At 69.8% G+C, this 18647-nt stretch carries 17 protein-coding genes and 1 pseudogene; 7 read left to right on the top strand and 11 right to left on the bottom strand.

Going from position 1 to position 18647, the window contains the following annotated elements; genetic code table 11:
- From ACWCSU_RS14875 to ACWCSU_RS14860, 4 genes and pseudogenes are all read right to left on the bottom strand, one after another.
- Positions 1 to 1959: an NADH-quinone oxidoreductase subunit 5 family protein gene (locus ACWCSU_RS14875; RefSeq protein WP_449935407.1), complete on the bottom strand. Its 1959-nt coding sequence runs from the start codon at positions 1957 to 1959 to the stop codon at positions 1 to 3.
- Positions 1960 to 2084: 125 nt separating this feature from the next.
- A pseudogene (nuoK, locus tag ACWCSU_RS14870) lies at positions 2085 to 2387 on the bottom strand (NADH-quinone oxidoreductase subunit NuoK); the annotation flags it as partial.
- Positions 2387 to 2947, bottom strand: coding sequence for an NADH-quinone oxidoreductase subunit J family protein (locus ACWCSU_RS14865; RefSeq protein ID WP_357692241.1), 561 nt, complete (start codon positions 2945 to 2947; stop codon positions 2387 to 2389). The pseudogene nuoK and the gene ACWCSU_RS14865, both read right to left, overlap by 1 nt.
- Positions 2944 to 4371 carry a 4Fe-4S binding protein gene (locus ACWCSU_RS14860; protein WP_449935782.1) on the bottom strand — a complete coding sequence of 476 codons (1428 nt, stop codon included), beginning with the start codon at positions 4369 to 4371 and terminating at the stop codon, positions 2944 to 2946. The genes ACWCSU_RS14865 and ACWCSU_RS14860 overlap by 4 nt, the downstream gene beginning before the upstream one ends.
- 315 nt (positions 4372 to 4686) lie before the next feature.
- Between ACWCSU_RS14860 and ACWCSU_RS14855 the strand changes: the two genes are divergently transcribed.
- Positions 4687 to 5880 (top strand): serine/threonine-protein kinase, encoded by a 1194-nt coding sequence (locus tag ACWCSU_RS14855; protein ID WP_357692245.1) that lies wholly within the window; start codon positions 4687 to 4689, stop codon positions 5878 to 5880.
- A gap of 122 nt (positions 5881 to 6002) precedes the next feature.
- Here the strand turns inward: ACWCSU_RS14855 and ACWCSU_RS14850 are convergent, their stop codons facing one another.
- From ACWCSU_RS14850 to ACWCSU_RS14825, 6 genes are all read right to left on the bottom strand, one after another.
- Positions 6003 to 6947: a hypothetical protein gene (locus ACWCSU_RS14850; protein ID WP_357692247.1), complete on the bottom strand. Its 945-nt coding sequence runs from the start codon at positions 6945 to 6947 to the stop codon at positions 6003 to 6005.
- Between the two features lie 94 nt (positions 6948 to 7041).
- Complete coding sequence (gene nuoH / locus ACWCSU_RS14845; protein WP_449935403.1) at positions 7042 to 7983, bottom strand: NADH-quinone oxidoreductase subunit NuoH; 942 nt, start codon at positions 7981 to 7983, stop codon at positions 7042 to 7044.
- On the bottom strand, positions 7976 to 8521 hold the full coding sequence (locus ACWCSU_RS14840) for an NADH-quinone oxidoreductase subunit C (RefSeq protein WP_357692251.1): 546 nt from the start codon (positions 8519 to 8521) through the stop codon (positions 7976 to 7978). The genes nuoH and ACWCSU_RS14840 overlap by 8 nt, the downstream gene beginning before the upstream one ends.
- Positions 8518 to 9054, bottom strand: a complete 537-nt coding sequence (locus ACWCSU_RS14835; protein ID WP_449935401.1) for an NADH-quinone oxidoreductase subunit B — start codon at positions 9052 to 9054, stop codon at positions 8518 to 8520. Before ACWCSU_RS14835 ends, ACWCSU_RS14840 begins: the two co-directional genes overlap by 4 nt.
- 51 nt (positions 9055 to 9105) lie before the next feature.
- Positions 9106 to 10251, bottom strand: a complete 1146-nt coding sequence (locus ACWCSU_RS14830) for a M48 family metallopeptidase (protein ID WP_449935398.1) — start codon at positions 10249 to 10251, stop codon at positions 9106 to 9108.
- Positions 10252 to 10295: 44 nt separating this feature from the next.
- Positions 10296 to 10667, bottom strand: coding sequence for an NADH-quinone oxidoreductase subunit A (locus ACWCSU_RS14825; protein WP_357692255.1), 372 nt, complete (start codon positions 10665 to 10667; stop codon positions 10296 to 10298).
- An 85-nt stretch (positions 10668 to 10752) separates the two neighbouring features.
- Here ACWCSU_RS14825 and ACWCSU_RS14820 point away from each other — a divergent pair, with 85 nt between their 5' ends.
- The 6 genes from ACWCSU_RS14820 to ACWCSU_RS14795 all read left to right on the top strand — a co-directional run bounded on the left by ACWCSU_RS14820 (position 10753) and on the right by ACWCSU_RS14795 (position 17072).
- A complete protein-coding gene (locus ACWCSU_RS14820) occupies positions 10753 to 12225 on the top strand; it encodes a polysaccharide deacetylase family protein (protein WP_449935395.1) in 1473 nt (490 codons plus the stop codon).
- 33 nt (positions 12226 to 12258) lie between these two features.
- Positions 12259 to 12348 (top strand): putative leader peptide, encoded by a 90-nt coding sequence (locus ACWCSU_RS14815; protein WP_352322479.1) that lies wholly within the window; start codon positions 12259 to 12261, stop codon positions 12346 to 12348.
- A gap of 120 nt (positions 12349 to 12468) precedes the next feature.
- Positions 12469 to 14322 carry a 2-oxoacid:acceptor oxidoreductase subunit alpha gene (locus tag ACWCSU_RS14810; protein ID WP_449935392.1) on the top strand — a complete coding sequence of 618 codons (1854 nt, stop codon included), beginning with the start codon at positions 12469 to 12471 and terminating at the stop codon, positions 14320 to 14322.
- Positions 14319 to 15365, top strand: coding sequence for a 2-oxoacid:ferredoxin oxidoreductase subunit beta (locus tag ACWCSU_RS14805; protein WP_449935389.1), 1047 nt, complete (start codon positions 14319 to 14321; stop codon positions 15363 to 15365). The genes ACWCSU_RS14810 and ACWCSU_RS14805 overlap by 4 nt, the downstream gene beginning before the upstream one ends.
- Positions 15366 to 15427: 62 nt before the next feature.
- Positions 15428 to 16351 carry an NAD-dependent epimerase/dehydratase family protein gene (locus ACWCSU_RS14800; protein ID WP_449935387.1) on the top strand — a complete coding sequence of 308 codons (924 nt, stop codon included), beginning with the start codon at positions 15428 to 15430 and terminating at the stop codon, positions 16349 to 16351.
- Between the two features lie 64 nt (positions 16352 to 16415).
- Complete coding sequence (locus tag ACWCSU_RS14795; RefSeq protein ID WP_357692267.1) at positions 16416 to 17072, top strand: class I SAM-dependent methyltransferase; 657 nt, start codon at positions 16416 to 16418, stop codon at positions 17070 to 17072.
- 35 nt (positions 17073 to 17107) lie between these two features.
- On the opposite strand, the gene ACWCSU_RS14790 is transcribed toward ACWCSU_RS14795, so the two are convergent.
- Positions 17108 to 18532 (bottom strand): hypothetical protein, encoded by a 1425-nt coding sequence (locus ACWCSU_RS14790; protein ID WP_449935384.1) that lies wholly within the window; start codon positions 18530 to 18532, stop codon positions 17108 to 17110.
- Positions 18533 to 18647: the final 115 nt, after the last annotated feature.

Below are 18647 nucleotides of genomic sequence, written 5' to 3'. Positions count from 1 at the left end.
TCATGTGAGCATCACCGCCCCCACCGCGATCAGGAGCACCCCGGCGAGGACGCCGCTGACATAGAGCTGGACGTTGCCGTTCTGGGCCAGGCGCAGCCATCCGGACAGGCCGCGGGCGGTACGGCCCGATCCGCGGACGGCGCCGTCCACGACCACGTCGTCCGTTCTGACGACCAGCCGGGCCAGGGCCATGATCGGGCGGACGAACAGCGCGGCGTAGAGGCCGTCCACGTAGAACGCGTGCTCGCAGGGGGCCCGCAGTGGGCCCAGCAGGCGTGCCGGATCGGTGAGCGGGTCGCCGCGCCAGACGGCGTAGACGACACCCGCGCCGAGCAGGGCGAGCACGACGCTGATCGCGGCCACCGCCAGGTCCACGTGCGGCTCCACCGCGAAGCCCAGCAGCAGGGCGGGGACGGTGAGGAGCATGACGGGCACGAGCATGGTCCTGGGGGCCTCGGTGACGTCGACGACGTGGGCCGTGCCGGGCTCGGGCTCGGGGAGCGCCACCACTCGCGGCGGCCCGAAGAACGTGCGGAGCCAGGCTCTGGTGGCGTACGCGCCGGTGACGGCGACGGTGGCGAGCGCACAGCCGTACAGGAGCAGTGCGGCGGCGTCCGTCAGGCCTCCGCCGGCCAGCGCGTTGTCCATGGCCGCCAGGACGCCGTCCTTGCTGAAGAAGCCGCTGGCCGGTGGGAGGCCCATCAGAGCGGCGAAACCCACCGTCATCGTCACGAACGTGACCGGCAGCTCGCGGCGCAACCCGCCCATCTGGGTCATCAGGTTGGAGCCGACGTGGTGGATCACCACTCCGGCGCACAGGAACAGCAGCGCCTTGAACGCCCCGTGCGTCACCAGGTGGAAGATGGCCGCCCGGTCGGAGCCCGCGGCCAGGCCGCCGGCCATGTAGGCGAGCTGGCTGACCGTGGAGTAGGCGAGCACGCGTTTCAGGTCGTCCTGGGCGAACGCGGCCAGCGCGGCGCCCAGCATGCCGATCGCCGCGATGACGGCCAGGACGTCGAGCGTGGGTCGGGCGGCGAGGAAGGCGGGAAAGAGCCTGGCCACGATGAAGATGCCGGCGGCGACCATGGTGGCGGCGTGGATCAGCGCGCTGATCGGCGTCGGGCCGGCCATGGCGTCCGGGAGCCAGGTGTGCAGCGGCACCTGGGCGCTCTTGCCCGCGACACCGCACAGCAACAACATGGTGGCCGTCGTCAGGGTGGCCGCGGACATGTCGGGCACCTTCGCCAGCACGTCGGCGACACGGAAGCTGCCCGCCGCCGTGCCCAGGACGAAGATGCCGAACAGGAAGCCGACGTCGCCGAGCCGGGTGACGAGGAACGCCTTGACCGCCGCGCGTGAGTTGCCCCGGTCTTCCCACCAGTGACCGATGAGAAGGTAGGAGCACAGGCCCATGATCTCCCAGCCCACGTAGAGGACCAGGAGGTCGCCCGCGTAGACCACCAGGAGCATGGCGGCGGTGAACAGGCTGATGAACGCGCTGTATGACGGGTAGCGGGGGTCGTCCTTGAGGTAGCCGACCGAGTAGACCTGCACGGCCAGCGCCACGAGTGTCACGAGGACGCCGAGGATGGCCGACAGGTCGTCGGCCTGGAGGACGAGCGAGATCGGGACGCCGCCGGTGACGATCGTGCCGTACGCGCGGCCCACGGGCTCGGAGGGTGTGCCGCCGTCCAGGAACGTGAAGCCCGGCCCCCAGGCCAGCCACAGGGCCAGGACGGCCGAGGCGGCGGTCGGGAGGATGGCGATCCACGCGGCCCGGGTGTTGGCCCGTTCGCCGAGGGTCTTCTCGGCCGCCGCGAGTCGCGCTCTGTCGGTGGGGGTGTGGCGTGGTGGCTGTTCCTGGGCCGGTGTGCGGGGGTGCGGCCGGCGGGAGAGCAACAGGGCGATGGCGGCGGCGATGGCGGGCAGGAGCACGGCCAGCAGCGGGAACGTCGTCACGGCTTGCCTCCTCGCTCGGCGCTCTGGTCGTCTGCGCGGCCGCCGTCGAGGGCCGGGGCGGGTTGGCGGTTGTCGACAGGGGCCTGGGTGGCGCTCGAGAGCAGGGCCGGGCGTTCGTCGGCGGGCTCGGACAGGTCGCGGAGGTGGTCGAGGTCGACGGTACGGCGGTTGCGGTAGAGGGCCAGGACGATCGCCAGCCCCAGGCCGACTTCGGCCGCGGCGATGACGATGACGAACAGGGTGAGCACCTGGCCGCTGTGCAGGCGGTCGCGCAGCCACACGTCGAAGGCGACCAGGTTGAGGTTGACGGCGTTGAGCATCAGCTCGACCGACATCAGCACGAGGATCGTGTTGCGCCTGGCGAGCACACCGTAGACGCCCACGGAGAACAGGAGCGCGGAGACGACCGCCGGGTAGACGATGTGCACTAGTGACCCCCCGTCTCATCGGGCGGCGAGCCGGGAATGTCCGTACGGGACAGCACGATGGCTCCGATCAATGCGGCGAGCAGCAGCACGGACAGCGCCTCGAACGGCAGCACCCACGTGGCGAAGACGCTGGCGCCCAGCTCCTTCGCCGCCCCGTGGCCCGGCGTCAGCGGTGTGTACGCCGTACGGAAACCGTCGATCACGACCGTGACCAGGACCGCCGCCGTCGCCACCGCCACCACGGCCGCCACCGGACGGTTGCCGCTGTCGAGGTCGGCGGAACGGCCGATCGGGGCGCGGGTGAGCATGATGCCGAACAGCATCAGGACCACCACCGCGCCCACGTAGATCAACACCTGGACCCAGGCCACGAACTCGGCGGTCAGCACCAGGTAGCCGCCCGCGAGCGCGCCGAAGGAGACCACGAGCCAGAGGGCGGCGTGGACGAGTTGTCTGGTCGTGACGACGAGCAGCGCCGATCCAACCGCTACCGCTCCCAGCAGCAAGAAGACGATCTCTTGCCCGGTGGGTGACAGGTAGGAGGGCACCGCCTCGGTCACGACTCCTCCTCGGACTCCTCTGGGTCGTCAGGGCCGAGCCGCCCCGGCGGTCGGATGGACCGTGGGTCCGCCATCCTGCGCCTGCGGGGGCTCGCGGATGAAGTCTGCTCCTCCGGCCCGGGTTCCGGTGACGGTTCACCCGTGGCTGTGGAAAACCTGTTCGAGGGCGGCTCGCCTGTGGATGAAGTCGTTCCCGGCGGGGGCTCCTCCGAAGCTTGCGGGCCCTGGTCCTGGGCGGGCGTGCGGTTCGGCTCCTCGCCTGCCGAGATGGCAGCGTCGTCGTCCTCGTTGGCGCGGGGTGCGTCGCCCTGGGGTTCGGTGGGAACCTCGCCGTTCGTCACGTCTGAGGGCTCCGTCGTGTCTGACGGGCTTGTCTCGGATGAGGGCTTCGTCGGCTCGGACGGGTGGGCCGGAGCCTTCGTCTCCTGTCCCTGCTCGGGGGTGGGTTCTGTGGATGACGGTTCGGCCGGCTGCGGGCTGGGAGGGAGAGCGCCTGGCGGGCGGATGCCTCGCACGTTCGACATGGGCCTGCGCGTACGCTCGCGGCGGCCCGCAGTGGGAGGGGTCGCCGCAGGGCCCTCGCCGGGAGCGGCTTCAGGTGCTTCCGTGGAACCGGCCTGCTCGCGCGCCCGCTCCCCCTGGTCGGCGCTGTGCCGAGCCCGCTTTTCGACGCCCCCGGCCGACGGGCCGGCGTCCGTGCGCCCAGGAGCCGGAGTCACGCCGGCCCGCCCGGTGTCGGCCCGCCCGGTGTCGTCACCGCCTTGTTGGGACGGAGCCGCCTCGGCACGTTCGGAAGGTGGCGCTGCTTCTGTGCTGGGGGTTGCGCTTACGGCGGAGTCGGGGCCGAGCGCCGATTCGGCGCCGGCTTCAGGCTCGGCGCCCGCGATCCCACCGGAGGCCGCCGCCCCCGGCTCTACGCCCCCCGGACGGGCGGCGCCCGCTTCCTGAGGGCTCGCCGGCGTTCCGGCGCCGGTTTCGCTCGTGGCGGCCTCGCGCGGTCCGGCGGCGCGCTCTCGCGTGGCGCGCCGGGCCTCGGCGCCGGCGGGGCCGGGCGCGCCGGGGCGGGCGGTCCCGGTACGGGCCGCGGGACGGCGAGGGGCGGCCGTCAGCTCCTTCGGAGGCTCGGCGCCGGGGTCGTGGGCAGGCGGCGGCGGGACGGTCTGGGTCCAGGACGCCAGTTTGTCCTTCTCATGCAGAAGGTTACGGATGTCACCCTCGGCGTACTCGAACTCCGGAGACCAGAAGAGGGCGTCGAAGGGACAGACCTCGATGCAGATGCCGCAGTACATGCACAGGGCGAAGTCGATGGCGAATCGGTCGAGCACGTTGCGCTGGCGGGGACGTCCGCCTTCCGGGGCCGGGATCGTCTCCTTGTGGGAGTCGATGTAAATGCACCAGTCGGGGCACTCTCGGGCACAGAGCATGCAAGAGGTGCAATTTTCCTCAACCAGGGCGATAACGCCACGGCTGCGGGGCGGCAGAGCCGGCTTGACCTCGGGATACTGCTGGGTGACGGATTTGCGCAGCATGTGGCGAAGAGTGATGGACAGCCCTTTTGCCAGTCCGACTCCCGGTATCCGCGCCATGGTTCAACATCATGACGTACTTGGCGGCGGAGGTGAATGAGCCAAGACCGTTGTCCCCAGTTTTTCCACAGCCATCCACAGGTTCAGTGGAAGTTATCCACAGGCTGGGTGACTGTCCGATATGAACGACTGCATGGCGATAGTCTCTCGGCCATGCCGTACAGCCATCCGGTCCGTCCCAGTAGTGGGGCGTGGGCGGCCGCCATCGGGTGGGCCGTCCTGGCCCTCATCTCGTGCGGGCTGGCGACCCCGTTCACGATCGGGTTCGCGGCGTACTGGCTGCGGAGCACCTGGCAGGCCATCGGCGCCTGCGTCTACCTGGTCCTCATCGGCTCGTTCGCCATCGCCATCATCCTTTACGACGACTTCGACAGCATTCCCGAGCCGATGTCCACCCTGATCTCGTTCGGGTTCGTGGTCGGCTGGATCGGCGGGATCGCCCATTCGATCGTCCTGGTGCCGGCGATGGCGCGGGCACGTCACCGGCCGCCCGTGCAGGCGCAGGGGCCCGTGCCGCAATACCGTCCCACCGACGTGCATCAGCGCACCACGGCCCCCACCCGTCAGCAGCATCCCGGGCAGCCGGAGTGGATCGGGCACTACCGGGTGCTGCACCAGCTCGGGCGCGGCGGGCAGGGGGCCGTCTACCTCGCCATGGCGCCCAACGGGGTGCGGGTGGCGGTCAAGGTGCTGCACGACCTGGTAGACGAGACGGCACGTACGAGGTTCGCGCGGGAGGTCGACGCGGCTCGGCGGGTCGCCACGTTTTCCACAGCCCGGGTGCTCGATGTGAACATCAACGGGCAGCACGCGTACATCGTCTCCGAATACGTGGAAGGGCCGTCGCTGGAGCAACTCGTACGGCGCCACGGGCCCCGCGACGAGGACGGCCTGACGCGGCTCGCGTTATCCACAGCCGGGGCATTGGCGGCCATCCACAAGGCCGGGGTGGTGCATCGTGACTTCAAGCCGAGCAACGTGCTGATCGGGCACGACGGGCCGCGGGTGATCGACTTCGGGATCGCCCGCGCGCTCGACAGGATGACCATGACGTCCGGGAAGATGGTGGGGACGCCGCCGTACATGTCGCCTGAGCAACTGACCGGGGAGCCTGTGGGGCCCGCGTCCGACGTGTTCAGCTGGGCGGTGACGATGATGTTCGCGGCCACGGGGCGGCCGGCGTTCGGGGAGGACACCGTGCCTGCGGTCTTCAACCGGGTGCTTACGGTTCATCCGGATCTGTCGCCGTTACCGCCCGCCTTACGGGGAATTGTGGGGGCTTGCCTGAACAAGCGCCCCCAGGAACGGCCGTCGGCGTCGGACGTGATGGTGGCGATCGTCCACTAGACGCCGACGCCTCCGTACGGAACCGGCGCCTCCGACGGACGGTCAGAGGCAGCGGCGGACCTTCCCCGTCCGCAGGCCGGACAGCCGGAGCTCGACCCGGCTCGAAGGGGCGGGCAGAGGGGTCAGGGGATGGCTTGGGGGGAATGGGTGGTGAGGGTCAGGTATTCGTCCCGGGATATGCGGTGCATCGCCAGGCCCAGGCCGTGGCGTTCGGTGAAGCGGTGAAGAGCGGCGGGGGCCCAGCGGCCGGGAAGGTGGATCAAGGGGTTCCCGGCGGGGTCGAGGAGAAAGATGCCGGACAGGTCGTCGAAGCGGTACCGGAGAAGGCTGCTGCCCCGTTCGACCGGAAGCTCGGCGATGACCCCCGACCGGCGATAGACCGACAACCTCCTGGACGACTTCATTCGCAGATACGGCCCTTCCGGCGGCCCCACGATCACGCCGCGCCCCGCCTGCCACCGATGCACCCCGCCCAGCACAGGCCGGACGACCAGCAGGGCAGGGCTGAAGGCGACCAGCAGCCATTTGGCCTCGATCAGTTCCATCAGGACCCGTCCGACGGCCGAGAAGCCGCGCCAGGCCCCCCACATCCCGGTGACCCCCAGGTACACCATCAGCCCGAGCCCGGCGACTCCCGCGCACACGCCCAGCGCCAGGTTCCATCTGGCCGGTCGCGGCACCGGAAGGCCGCGGACGCGTTCCCAGCCGGGCGCGCGGGCGGCGAGGATCCGGCGGGTCCGCTCGGAGCCGTCGTCCTGGCCGTCTCTGAGGGGGATTCCGGCCTTGGCGGCGAAGTCCCGCAGGTGGGGCGGGTGCCAGTCGCCGGGGAGGTCCAGCAGGACCAGTCCGTCGGGGTCGAGGGCGGCGACCCCCGTCAGGACCTGCGACTTCTTTCCGGAACCGTCGATCGAGTAGCCGTAACGGTAGAGCGATGCGGGTGACAGGGTCGTCGAACGGCCCCTGGCTTCGTCGGTGACGGTCAAGGTTCGGCCGTCGGAGGTCAGGCTGACTTTCGGGCAGCGGGCGCCTTTCATCGCACCCGCTACGGGCAGGAGTTGCGCGTTCACAAGTCGTCCCCTTCATCTGGGGCCCCCTATGCCGGGTACGACGGATAAGCACGACATAAAGTTTCCGTCGCCACAACAGAAAGCCCCGCGGACCTCAGACGAGGACCTTCACCACGCCGGTGAGCGCGAGCTGGACGAGGGCCAGCGGCACCAGCCCGGCCCAGGCGAGCTTCTGGAGCTGGTCCTCACGCAGCCGGGGATAGGTGACCCGCAGCCAGATCACCACGAACGCCAGCGCGAAGACCTTGATCAGGGTCCAGATCCAGCCCGGCAGGAACGGCCCGTGCCAGCCGCCCAGGAAGAGCACGGTGGTCAGGAAGGACAGGACGACGATCCCGACGTACTCGGAGAGCATGAACAGGGCGAAACGCATGCCGGTGTACTCGGTCATCGGGCCCATGATGATCTCGGACTCGGCGATCGGCATGTCGAACGGCGGACGCCGCAGCTCGGCCAGCCCCGCCAGGAAGAACACCACGCCGCCGATCGCCTGCCAGGGCAGCCACCACCACTGCCACGCCTCGACGATGCCGGGGATCGACAACGTGCCCGCCGCCATCGCCACGGAAGAGGCCGCCAGCACCAGCGGCAGCTCGTACGACATGAGCTGGGCCGCCGCCCGCATCCCGCCGAGCACCGAGTACTTGTTGGCCGACGACCATCCGGCCATGATCGCGCCGAGCACGCCGACGCCCATGACGGCGAGCACGAAGAACAGCCCGAGATCGAGGTCGACGGCGACCAGGCCGCGGTCGAGCGGGATGACGATCAGCACGATCAGGTACGGGACGAGGGCCACGCCGGGAGCGATCATGAAGATGCGGCGGTCGGCCGCGGCCGGGATGACGTCCTCCTTCTGCATGAACTTCACGCCGTCGGCGATGAGCTGCGCCCAGCCGTGGAAGCCGCCCGCGTACATGGGGCCGAGCCTCGACTGCATGTGGGCCATGACCTTGTGCTCGGTCTGGCCGACGATCAGCGGCAGCACCAGGAACACGACGAGGATGACGACGAAGCTCAGCACCACTTCAAGCATCAGGCGGACCCCAATCGGCCGGTACTCCGGGCGGAAGCGTCTTGCGGCGGCTCGGGGCGCCGTGCCCGGACTCGCCCGGCTCCTTGGCGCCCGGCCACGGCTTGGCCACGCGGGCGGCCAGCACGAAGTCCTTGCGCAGCGGGTGGCCCTCGAAGCCGTCGGGCAGGAGCAGCGGCACCAGGTGGGGGTGCTCCTCGAAGATCACCCCGAACATCTCGTACGTCTCGCGTTCGTACCAGTTCGCCCCCCGGTAGACGCCGACGGCGGACGCCAGGCGCGGGTCGGCGCGCGGCACACGGGTGCGCAGCAGCAGCCGCTCGCGGGTGTCCAGGTTGTAGACGTGGGCGACGACGACGAAGGCGTCGGGGGGCTCGTCCACGCCGGTCAGCCAGTCGAAGAAGGCGTGGCCGAGGTCGTCGCGGGCGTAGGTCAGCAGCTCGATCCAGTCGGCGGGGGCGACGTCGATCGTGGTCTCGCCGTAGGACTCGCTGAGCTCGGCGCGCTCGCCGAACCGGGCGGCGACGGCGGCGGCGTTCACGCCTGGTCCTCGGCGCCGTGGGAGCGGGACCAGACGTAGCGGTCGCTGAGCTTCTCCCCCGCGATCTTCTCCTGGAGCTTCATGATGCCGTAGAGCAGGGCCTCGGGGCGGGGCGGGCAACCGGGCACGTAGACGTCGACGGGGATGATCTGGTCGACGCCGTTGGTCACGCAGTAGGAGTCCCAGTAGGGGCCGCCGGTGTTGGAGCAGGCGCCGAACGAGATCACGTACTTGGGGTCGGGCATCTGCTCGTAGAGGCGCTTCACGGCGGGGGCCATCTTGTCGGTGACCGTGCCGGAGACGATCATCAGGTCGGCCTGACGGGGGCCGTTGGCGAACGGGATCACCCCGAACCGGATGAAGTCGTGCCTGCTCATGGAGGTCGCGATGAACTCGATGGCGCAGCAGGCCAGCCCGAAGTTGAACACCCACAGGGAATAGCGCCGACCCCAGTTGAGGACGAACCGCATGGGTTTGGGCGCGAGCCTGGAGACAGGTCCGACGGTGGGCATCGGGAGATCCGTTGCTGCCATGTCGCCCATTCTTGCGCGAATCGCAGGTCAGGCAAAGGACGCGCCTCCCGCTCAGCGGTACAGGGCCGACTGGGCGTCCTCCTTGAGGCCGCGTGCCACGCGTTCCGCCGGCAGCGCCAGCTCCTCCTCGATCTCCTCCATCGCCTCCGCCCGCACCAGCGTCCGCGTGTACGGCAGCGCCGCCAGGTGGTCGCGCCGCAGGTGCGTGGGCGGATGGGTCCTGTCCACCCGCAGCTCCTCCAGCATGGTCTCCTCGCGCAGCCGTTCGAGCTCGGACTCCGGCGTGGCGGTGACGTACGCCCGCAGCTCCGCCCACAGGTCCTGCCGGCCCACCGCGAGGGTCTGCGTGCTCAGGAACCGGTGGGCCCGCAGGACCCGCGTGCTCAGGGCGTCCATCAGGGAGAGGGCCGCGTCGGTCCCGCCGACGCGGGCCTGGATGGCGTCGGCGCGGTACTCGGCCCGCTGCGACGACCGGTAGAGCAGCAGCTCAAGGACGACGGTGACCCCCCGCACGGGCAGCCCGACGACCGCGAGCAGGCATTCGGCGGCCAGCCGGGACAGGCCGTCGCCCGGCTGCCAGCAGAACCGGGTCACCTCCCGCAGCTCGTACAGCGAATGCAGCGCGCCGCCCACGGCGAGCCCGTGCCTGGCGTCGCCGTTGCGCGAGTGGGCCATCTCGTGGGCGAGCACCGACACGCGTTCGGCCGGGGTCAGGAGCATCCAGAGGGGGTAACCGATCTCCACCAGAGGACGCCGACGCCAGCCGTACGTGGTGAACGCGGCGTTCACGGCGCCGCTGAGCACGACGAGGTCGGTGCGGGGCGCGCCGACCTCCGCGCCTATCCGGTCGATCAGCTCGTACAGGCGGGGTGCGTTCTGCCGGGTCAGGGTCTCGGCTCCGCCCGGGACGCGCACCGGACGGGGACGCGTCAGCCAGGCGAGGTCGATGACGATCAGCCCGATCGGCACGCTGAGTATGGTGAACCTGGTCACCAGATAGACGCCGATGGCCAGGAAGGCGAACGGCAGCAGGTGCACCAGCGCGGCGAGGGCGTAACCGGCCGCACGCGCGAGCCCGGCCGACCCGCCCGCCCGAGCGGTGCCGCCCTCGCGGGCGGCGCGGATCACGTCACGGTGGAGGTTGTGGACGACGGCTGCCTGGCGGCGCGCCGCCCATCCCTTGCCGGTGCTCGACACGGCTGACAAATGTGCCGAAACGCCAAGCGGTCGTCAATAGTGATCTACGTCCAGGACAGGACGCGTTTGCGCCAGGCGTACAGGATGCCGAGGGTGATGAAGCCGAGGAACACGAACATCTCGACCAGGGTCGTCACCCCGTAGCCGGGCGCGTCGAAGATCGTGGCCCACGGGAAGAGGAAGACGGCGTCGACGGCGAAGACGACGTAGAGGTAGGTGAAGACGTAGTAGCGGACCTGGGACTGCGCCCAGCCGTCGCCGACCGGGTCGACGCCGCACTCGTACGTGGTCAGCTTCTCGGGGGTCGGCCTGGTGGGCCGCAGGAGCCGGTTGACCGTGAGGGCCCCGGCGACGATGGCGACGCCGATCGCGAACAGCACGGCGACCAGCACGTAGGACCCGAAGTAGCCCTCCATGACGTGATCGTAACCCAGTCAAACCTCAGACCCCATAACCCCAAGACAGGGCAAAAGGGATAGTCGCCCCCATACCCTGACAGACATGCACCAAACGCGATTCTTTACTGGAATCGCTCTGCTGGCCCTCTCGGCCGGGGGCTGCGGGCTGGCCGCCGCCTCGCCCGAGCGGGACGTGCTGGTCCCGGCAGAGCCGACCGCGATCGACTTCGTCGACCCCGCGACAGTCGTCGGCCTGTCCACGGCGAACATCACCAACAAGGACGACCACAGCAGATATGTGCACATCAGCTACCCCGAACTGACCGACGCGCCGAGCCTGAACCGCGTCCTGCGCGCGGAGGCCGAGCGGCAGTTGCGCGCCTTCCGGGCCGCCAAGAGCGTCAACGGCGGCTACCCGCGTTCGGAGCTGAACATGGACTGGCAGCTCGCCGCCCGCTCCCCCGAGGCCGTCGGGGTACGGCTGCGCACCGGCGAGTTCCTGGGCGCGAGCTGGGGCAACTCCACCCGTACCTTCTGGTTCGACCCGCATACCGGCAAGGCGGCCGGGTCCATGGCGCTGCTCGGCGGGCAGCAGGCGCTCGACCGGCTCACGGTGCTGGTCAAGGAGCAGCTCAAGGGACGCGGGCCGCAGGTCGAGCGGGACGGCGTGCGCGCCGACCCCGACCAGTTCGACTCCATGGCCTTCAACCACGGCGGTGACCTGGTGGTCGAGTTCGACGACTGCCAGGTCGGGCCGTGCTCGCTCGGCCGGGTCGCCGTGGCCGTCCAGGCCGGACGGGTGACGCCGCTGCTGTCCGAGCTGGGACGCCGGGCGCAGGAGAGCGTACGGGAGGCCGCCCGCAGCGCTCCTCCGGCCGGGCCGGAGACGACGCCCACGGCCAGTCCCGAGGCCACCAGCAACCGGGCCGGCAGCGTGAACTGCGCCAGGACCAAGTGCGTGGCGCTGACGTTCGACGACGGGCCGGGGCCGGGGACCGGGCGACTGCTCGACCTGCTGGCCGCCGGCAAGGCGCGGGCCACGTTCTTCACCGTCGGGACGAACGCCGTCACGCAGCCGGGCCTGCTGCGCAGGATGAGCGCGGAGGGCCATCTGGTCGGCAACCACTCCTGGGCCCACCGGGACCTGTCGAAGCAGGGCACCAGCAAGATCGCCGACTCCTTCCGGCGTACCGACGACTCCGTCAGGGCGGCGATCGGGCAGGAGCCCACGCTGGCCCGCCCGCCCTACGGCGCGATCAGCAAGGACGTCCGCGACGTCGCCCGCGACCTGGGACTGTCGCTGGTCGGCTGGGACGTCAACGCCAGGGACGAGCCCGGCGCCAAGGCGTCGGAGATCACCGACCGCGTCGTGCGCAAGGCCCATCCGGGGGCGATCATCCTGCTGCACGACACCAATGCGGAGTCGATCGACGCGATTCCGGGCATCCTGAAAGAACTCAGCGGGAAGGGTTACACCTTCGTGACCGTTCCAGAGCTGTACGGCTCCGCAGCGATGCGCGCCGGACGCCTGTACGAGACGGGGAGCACGCAGTCGCGCAAGCAGCCCCTGACGTAGCACACGTGTTGGGGGGACGTATCATTGGCGCTCGTGACCCGAACCGTCCTCTTCGCACGCCTGCATGTAGACCTCTGCAGGCTCGCGTCAGGGCTGTGTCGTCGTTCTCCCGCCTCACCCTGACTTCCGACCGCGTTACCCGCTTTCGCGGCTGGCAAACGCGTGACCTTCCGAGGATCTAGCATGGAAACAGAGAACGCGCCCAAAGCAACCGCGCCTTGGCGCGTCGAGGAGGACTGAGCTGTGACGAAGCAGGTCCAGCAACTCGACCGCGTGATCATCAGGTTCGCCGGCGACTCCGGCGACGGCATGCAGCTCACCGGCGACCGCTTCACCGCGGGGACGGCGGAGTTCGGCAACGACCTGTCGACGCTCCCCAACTTCCCCGCCGAGATCCGTGCCCCCGCAGGGACCCTGCCCGGCGTGTCGAGCTTCCAGCTCCACTTCGCCGACCACGACATCCTGACGCCCGGCGACGCGCCCAACGTGCTCGTGGCGATGAACCCGGCGGCGCTGAAGGCGAACCTCGGCGACCTGCCGCGCGGCGCCGACATCATCGCCAACATCGACGAGTTCTCCAAGCGCAACCTGCAGAAGGTCGGCTACGCGGCCAACCCGCTGGAGGACGACTCCCTGAACGAGTGGCGCGTGCACGCGGTGCCGCTGACCTCGCTGACGGTCAGGGCGCTCGAAGGCTTCGAGATCTCGAAGAAGGACGCCGAGCGCGCCAAGAACATGTTCGCCCTCGGCCTGCTGTCGTGGCTCTACCACCGGCCGACCGAGCAGACGATCTCGTTCCTCCAGCAGAAGTTCGCCAAGAAGCCCGACATCGCCAAGGCGAACATCGCGGCCTTCCAGGCGGGCTGGAACTACGGCGAGACGACCGAGTCGTTCTCGGTCTCCTACGAGGTCAAGCCCGCCAGGCTGGCTCCCGGCGTCTATCGCAACATCTCGGGGAACCAGGCCCTGGCCTACGGGCTGATCGCGGCCAGCGTGCAGTCGAAGCTGCCGCTGTTCCTGGGCTCGTACCCGATCACGCCGGCCAGCGACATCCTGCACGAGCTGTCCAAGCACAAGCGGTTCGGCATCCGCACCTTCCAGGCGGAGGACGAGATCGCGGGCGTCGGCGCGGCGCTGGGGGCGGCGTTCGGCGGGGCGCTGGGCGTGACCACCACCTCCGGGCCCGGCGTGGCGCTGAAGGCGGAGACGGTCGGCCTCGCGGTCACCACCGAGCTGCCGTTGATCATCGTTGACGTCCAGCGCGCCGGTCCCAGCACGGGCATGCCGACCAAGACCGAGCAGACCGACCTGCTGATGGCCATGTTCGGCCGCAACGGCGAGTCGCCGGTGCCGATCGTCGCGCCGCTCTCGCCGAGCGACTGCTTCGACGCGGCCGTCGAGGCGGCGCGGATCGCGGTCAAGTACCGCACCCCGGTCATGTTGCTCTCGGACGGCTACCTGGCCAACGGCTCGGAGCCGTGGCGCCTGCCCGAAGTCGCCGACCTGCCCGACATCTCGCAGGAGTTCACGACCGAGCCCAACGGCGAGGGCGGCGAGTTCCTGCCGTTCAAGCGGGACACCGAGACGCTGGCCCGCCCGTGGGCCATCCCCGGCACGGCCGGCCTCGAACACCGCATCGGCGGCATCGAGAAGGCCGACGGCACCGGCAACATCTCCTACGACCCGGACAACCACGACCTGATGGTCCGCACCCGGGCCGCCAAGATCGCCGGGATCGACGTGCCCGACCTCGTGGTCGACGACCCCGACGGCGACGCCAAGGTCCTGGTCATCGGCTGGGGCTCGACGTACGGGCCGATCGCGGCGGCCGTACGACGCATCAGGCGCAACGGCGGCAAGGTCGCCCAGACGCACCTGCGCCACCTCAACCCGCTGCCGGCCAACACCGGCGAGGTGCTCAAGAGCTACGACAAGGTGCTGCTGCCCGAGATCAACCTCGGCCAGCTCGCGCTGCTGCTGCGGGCCCGCTACCTCGTCGACGTGATCAGCTACAACCGCGTGCGCGGGCTCCCGTTCAAGGCCGAGGAGCTGGCCGGAGTCATTCAGGACGTGATCGACAGTGGTGATCGACAGTGACTGAGCTGGTGAACGGGAAGGGCCTGAGCCTGGTTCCCAAGACGGACGTCAAGCAGGGGCTGAAGGACTTCAAGTCCGACCAGGAGGTGCGCTGGTGCCCGGGTTGCGGTGACTACGCGATCCTGGCCGCGGTGCAGAGCTTCCTGCCGGAGCTGGGGCTGCGGCGCGAGAACATCGTGTTCGTCTCCGGCATCGGCTGCTCCTCGCGCTTCCCGTACTACCTCGACACCTACGGCTTCCACTCGATCCACGGCCGCGCGCCCGCGATCGCGACCGGCCTGGCCGCCTCCCGGCCCGACCTGTCGGTGTGGGTGATCACGGGTGACGGCGACGCTCTGTCGATCGGCGGCAACCACCTGATCCACGCGCTGCGCCGCAACGTCAACCTGAACATCCTGCTGTTCAACAACAGGATCTACGGTCTGACCAAGGGCCAGTACTCGCCCACCTCCGAGGTCGGCAAGATCACCAAGTCGACGCCGATGGGCTCGCTGGACAAGCCGTTCAACCCGATCTCGCTGGCCATCGGCGCCGAGGCGTCGTTCGTGGCCCGCACGATCGACTCCGACCGCAAGCACCTGCAGTCGGTGCTGCGCGAGGCCACGGCGCACCAGGGCACGTCGCTGGTGGAGATCTACCAGAACTGCAACATCTTCAACGACAACGCCTTCGAGCAGCTCAAGGACCCGGCGGTCCGCGACGACATCACGCTGCGGCTCGAACACGGCCAGCCGATCGTGAGCTCGTCCAAGGCCGTCGTGCGCGGCGCCAACGGCGGCATCGAGGTCGTCGCCAGGGACGGCGTGAGCGAGGAGCAGATCCTCGTGCACGACGCCCACAACCCCGACCCGTCGGTGGCCTTCGCCCTCAGCAGGCTCGACGAGCCGGCCTTCGAGCACGTGCCGATCGGCATCTTCCGCCAGGTCGACCGCCCGGCCTACGACGTGCTCATGGCCAACCAGCTGGAGGAGGCCGTGGCGCAGAAGGGCCCCGGCGACCTGAGCGAGCTGCTCTTGGGTGGAGACACCTGGCGCATCAGCTAGTTCGTGTATTAGATGGAGCCGTCGGCCCGAACGGCTCCATCTTCCACGGAGGTCAATCCACGATGTCGTATTGGCCCGAGGCCGTGGTGCTGGTGACGGGTGCGGCCGGGTTCATCGGATCGCACCTGGTCAGACGCCTACGCTCGCTCGGCGCGCAGGTGCACGCGATCAGCCGGCGGCCGCAGCGGGCCCGCCACGGCGAGATCTGGCACCAGGCCCGGCTCGACGACGCCGGCGACACCTCGCGGCTCTTCCGGTCGGTACGCCCGAACCTGCTGTTCCACCTCGCCGGCGAGGTCACCGGGTCACGCGGCGACGAGGTCGTCCGGGCCACGCTGGAGAGCAACGTCGTGGGCGCGGTCAACGTGTTGTCGGCCGCCCGCGAGCACGGCGTCCGGACCGTGTTCACCGGCTCGATCGAGGAGCCGCGACCGGGCAACGACCACGCGCCGCCGTCGTCGGCGTACGCGATGTCCAAGTGGGCCGCCACCGGCTACGCGCAGCTCTACCACCGGCTCTGGGACCTGCCCGTGACCGTGCTGCGTCCCAGCATGGTCTACGGCCCGGCGCAGCCCGACACCACCAAGCTCGTGCCGTACGTGACGCTCTGTCTCCTGCGCGGCGAGCGTCCCCGGCTCACCAGGGGGGCCAAGCTCGCCGACTGGATCTACGTGGACGACGTCGTCGACGCGTTCGTCCTGGCGGGCACGTCGGATAAAGCGGTCGGTCACACGCTCGATATCGGGACGGGCCTGAAAACCCCGGCCCACGAGATCGTCGAACGGCTTTACCGGATCGCCGGCGCGCCCACGCGACCCGAATTCGGTTCCGCCCCCGATCGTCCGCATGACATCACGCAGGTCGGCGACATTGTACCGGCGGCGGACCGGCTCGGCTGGCGACCTGCCACGGATTTGGACGAAGGGCTGCGCCGGACCGTTAATTGGTATGCGTCGCAAGAATGTCACGAAGAATCGCACTCTTAGCCGATCAGGCGGAATTCTGCGAGCATAGGGGTTACTGATCCGGCCGGAGCCGAGGAGCCCCTGCATGAGCCGTCTGAATGCGCTGCGCAGTCGTTTTGTGGACGCTCCTGACTCCCTGGGAGCCAAGGCACGGGCACGGCGGTGGCGCTGGTTCGCCGACCGGTTCCCGGACCTCGACCAGATGAGCGTCCTCGACCTCGGCGGCACGGCCGGGGCCTGGATGCGGGCGCCGGTCAAGCCGGCGCACGCGCACATCGTCAACCTGGAACAGCCGCCCGCCGACCTGCCGTCGTGGCTGCGGGCAGACGTCGCCGACGCCTGCGACCTCCCGTCCTCGATCCGCTCCAGCCGTTACGACCTGGTCTTCTCCAACGCCGTCATCGAGCACGTCGGCGGCCACCAGCGCCGGCAGCGGTTCGCCGACACCGTGCACGAGATGGCCGAGCGGCACTGGGTGCAGACGCCGTACCGGTACTTCCCGGTCGAACCGCACTTCCTGTTCCCCGGGTTCCAGTTCCTGCCCCTCGCCGCCCGTACGACGATCCTGCGCCGCTGGCCGCTCGTGCACACGCCGACCTCCGACCGGGACGCCGCGCGCATGATCGCCATGGAGGTCGAGCTGCTCAGCGTGACCGAGATGCGGCACTACTTCCCGAAGTCCCGGATCCACTTCGAGCGGCTGGGCGGGCTGGTGAAGTCGGTCATCGCGATCCGGGCCTAGTACGCGCTTCACGGGCGTCCTGAGGGCCTGCGACGTCAGTCGGCCAGCACGCTCGCGCCGCCGCTCTCCCAGGTGTTGCCGCGCCAGACGTTGCCCGGCCCCTCGGGATCCCAGTACGCCACCGCGCCCGAGTAGCCGCCCTTGGGCCACACCTTGCGGCTGAAGACGTTGTCGACGACCTTGATGTTCGAGGACAGGCCCTTGCGACCGGCGCCCGCGTAGAGCGTCCAGCCGCCGCCGGCCAGCAGGTTGCCCTGCACGGTGACGTTGCGGGTCACGCCGAAGTCCTGGAACAGGGCGATCGCGCCGGTCTGGTCGAGCGTGTTGATGACCGTGTTGTGGCGGATGATCAGCTCGGTGCCGGGGAGCGCGGTGCCGGTCGACATGATCATGTCGGTGTGGTCGGTGGAGTAGTACTTGGGGTCGTGCACGTACGAGTCCTCGATCAGACCCTGATCGGTGTGGATGCCGTTGGAGATCGTGTGGATGTCCACCCGGCGGACGGTGATCAGCTTGCCCTGGTTGAGGATGCCGAACTGGGTGCGCACCTTGCCGTTGCCGAAGATCTCGCTGTCCTCGACCTTCAGGCCGGAGAAGCCCTCGCGCTGGAGGATGCCCCAGTAGTCGCTCTGGCCGCGGACGCGGGTGTTGCGGATGGTGACGTTGTCGGCCTCGACGGTGATGTCGCCGGTGACGTCCCAGCCGTCGATGACCTTGCCGTCCTCCTTGATGACGATCGAGCCGGTCTTCTTGACCAGGTTCGTGCCGTCGGGGACGCCGGTGTTGCCCTCTCCCGGCCAGTCCCGGGACGGGGGCGGGGTGGAGGGGGGCGTCTTGGTGGGCGTGCTGGTGGGCGTCGCCGTGGGTGTGCTGGTGGGTGTGGCCGTCGGCGACTTGGTGGGGGTCGCCGTGGGGGTCGCCGTGGGCGTCGTCGTGGGGGTCTGGCTGGGCGTGGGGCTGGGCGTCCGGGTGGCTGTCCGCGTGGGGGTCGGCTTCGGGGTGGGCGTCGGTGTGCTCGTGGTGGTCGGGGTGCGCGTCGGCGTCGGCGTCGGGGTGCCGGGCGGGTCCACTGTGGGCGTCACGGACGGGCTCACCGTGGGCTTCCCGGTCGGCCGGTGTGTCGGCCGGTGAGTGGGCCAATGGGTGGGCCGGTGGGTCGGGCGGCGGGTGGGGCGCGCGGTCGGCTTCCTCGTGGGCCGCCTGGGCCACCACTGCGGCTCCTGGCTCCGGGTCTTCCTGGGCCGGGGCTTCTGGGTGGTGGGACGCGATCTGGGTTTCTGGCCGGCGGCGGCGTGCGGCCCTGCCGCGGCCTGCGCCCCGCCGGCGTCCGTCAGGACCGCCCGGGGCTCCAGTACGTCGGTGGCGATGATGCCGTACCCGCCGGCCAGCAGCGCCACCACGGAAACGCCGGCCAGGGATAACCACCCCGCGCGTCTCTTCCCTCTTCGATGCCTTGACACAGGTGACTCCTTCCGATCTAGGCCAGGTCCGAGTCCCCCAAGGGGAGAGAGTAGCCATGCCGGAAGCAGGAGTGAGGCTTTTTACCGAAAAGGACGCCGCTTTCCTCTTAATTCA

The sequence above is a fragment of the Nonomuraea sp. NPDC001699 genome (genome assembly GCF_053596455.1).
This window is presented reverse-complemented; position numbering and strand designations above follow the sequence as displayed.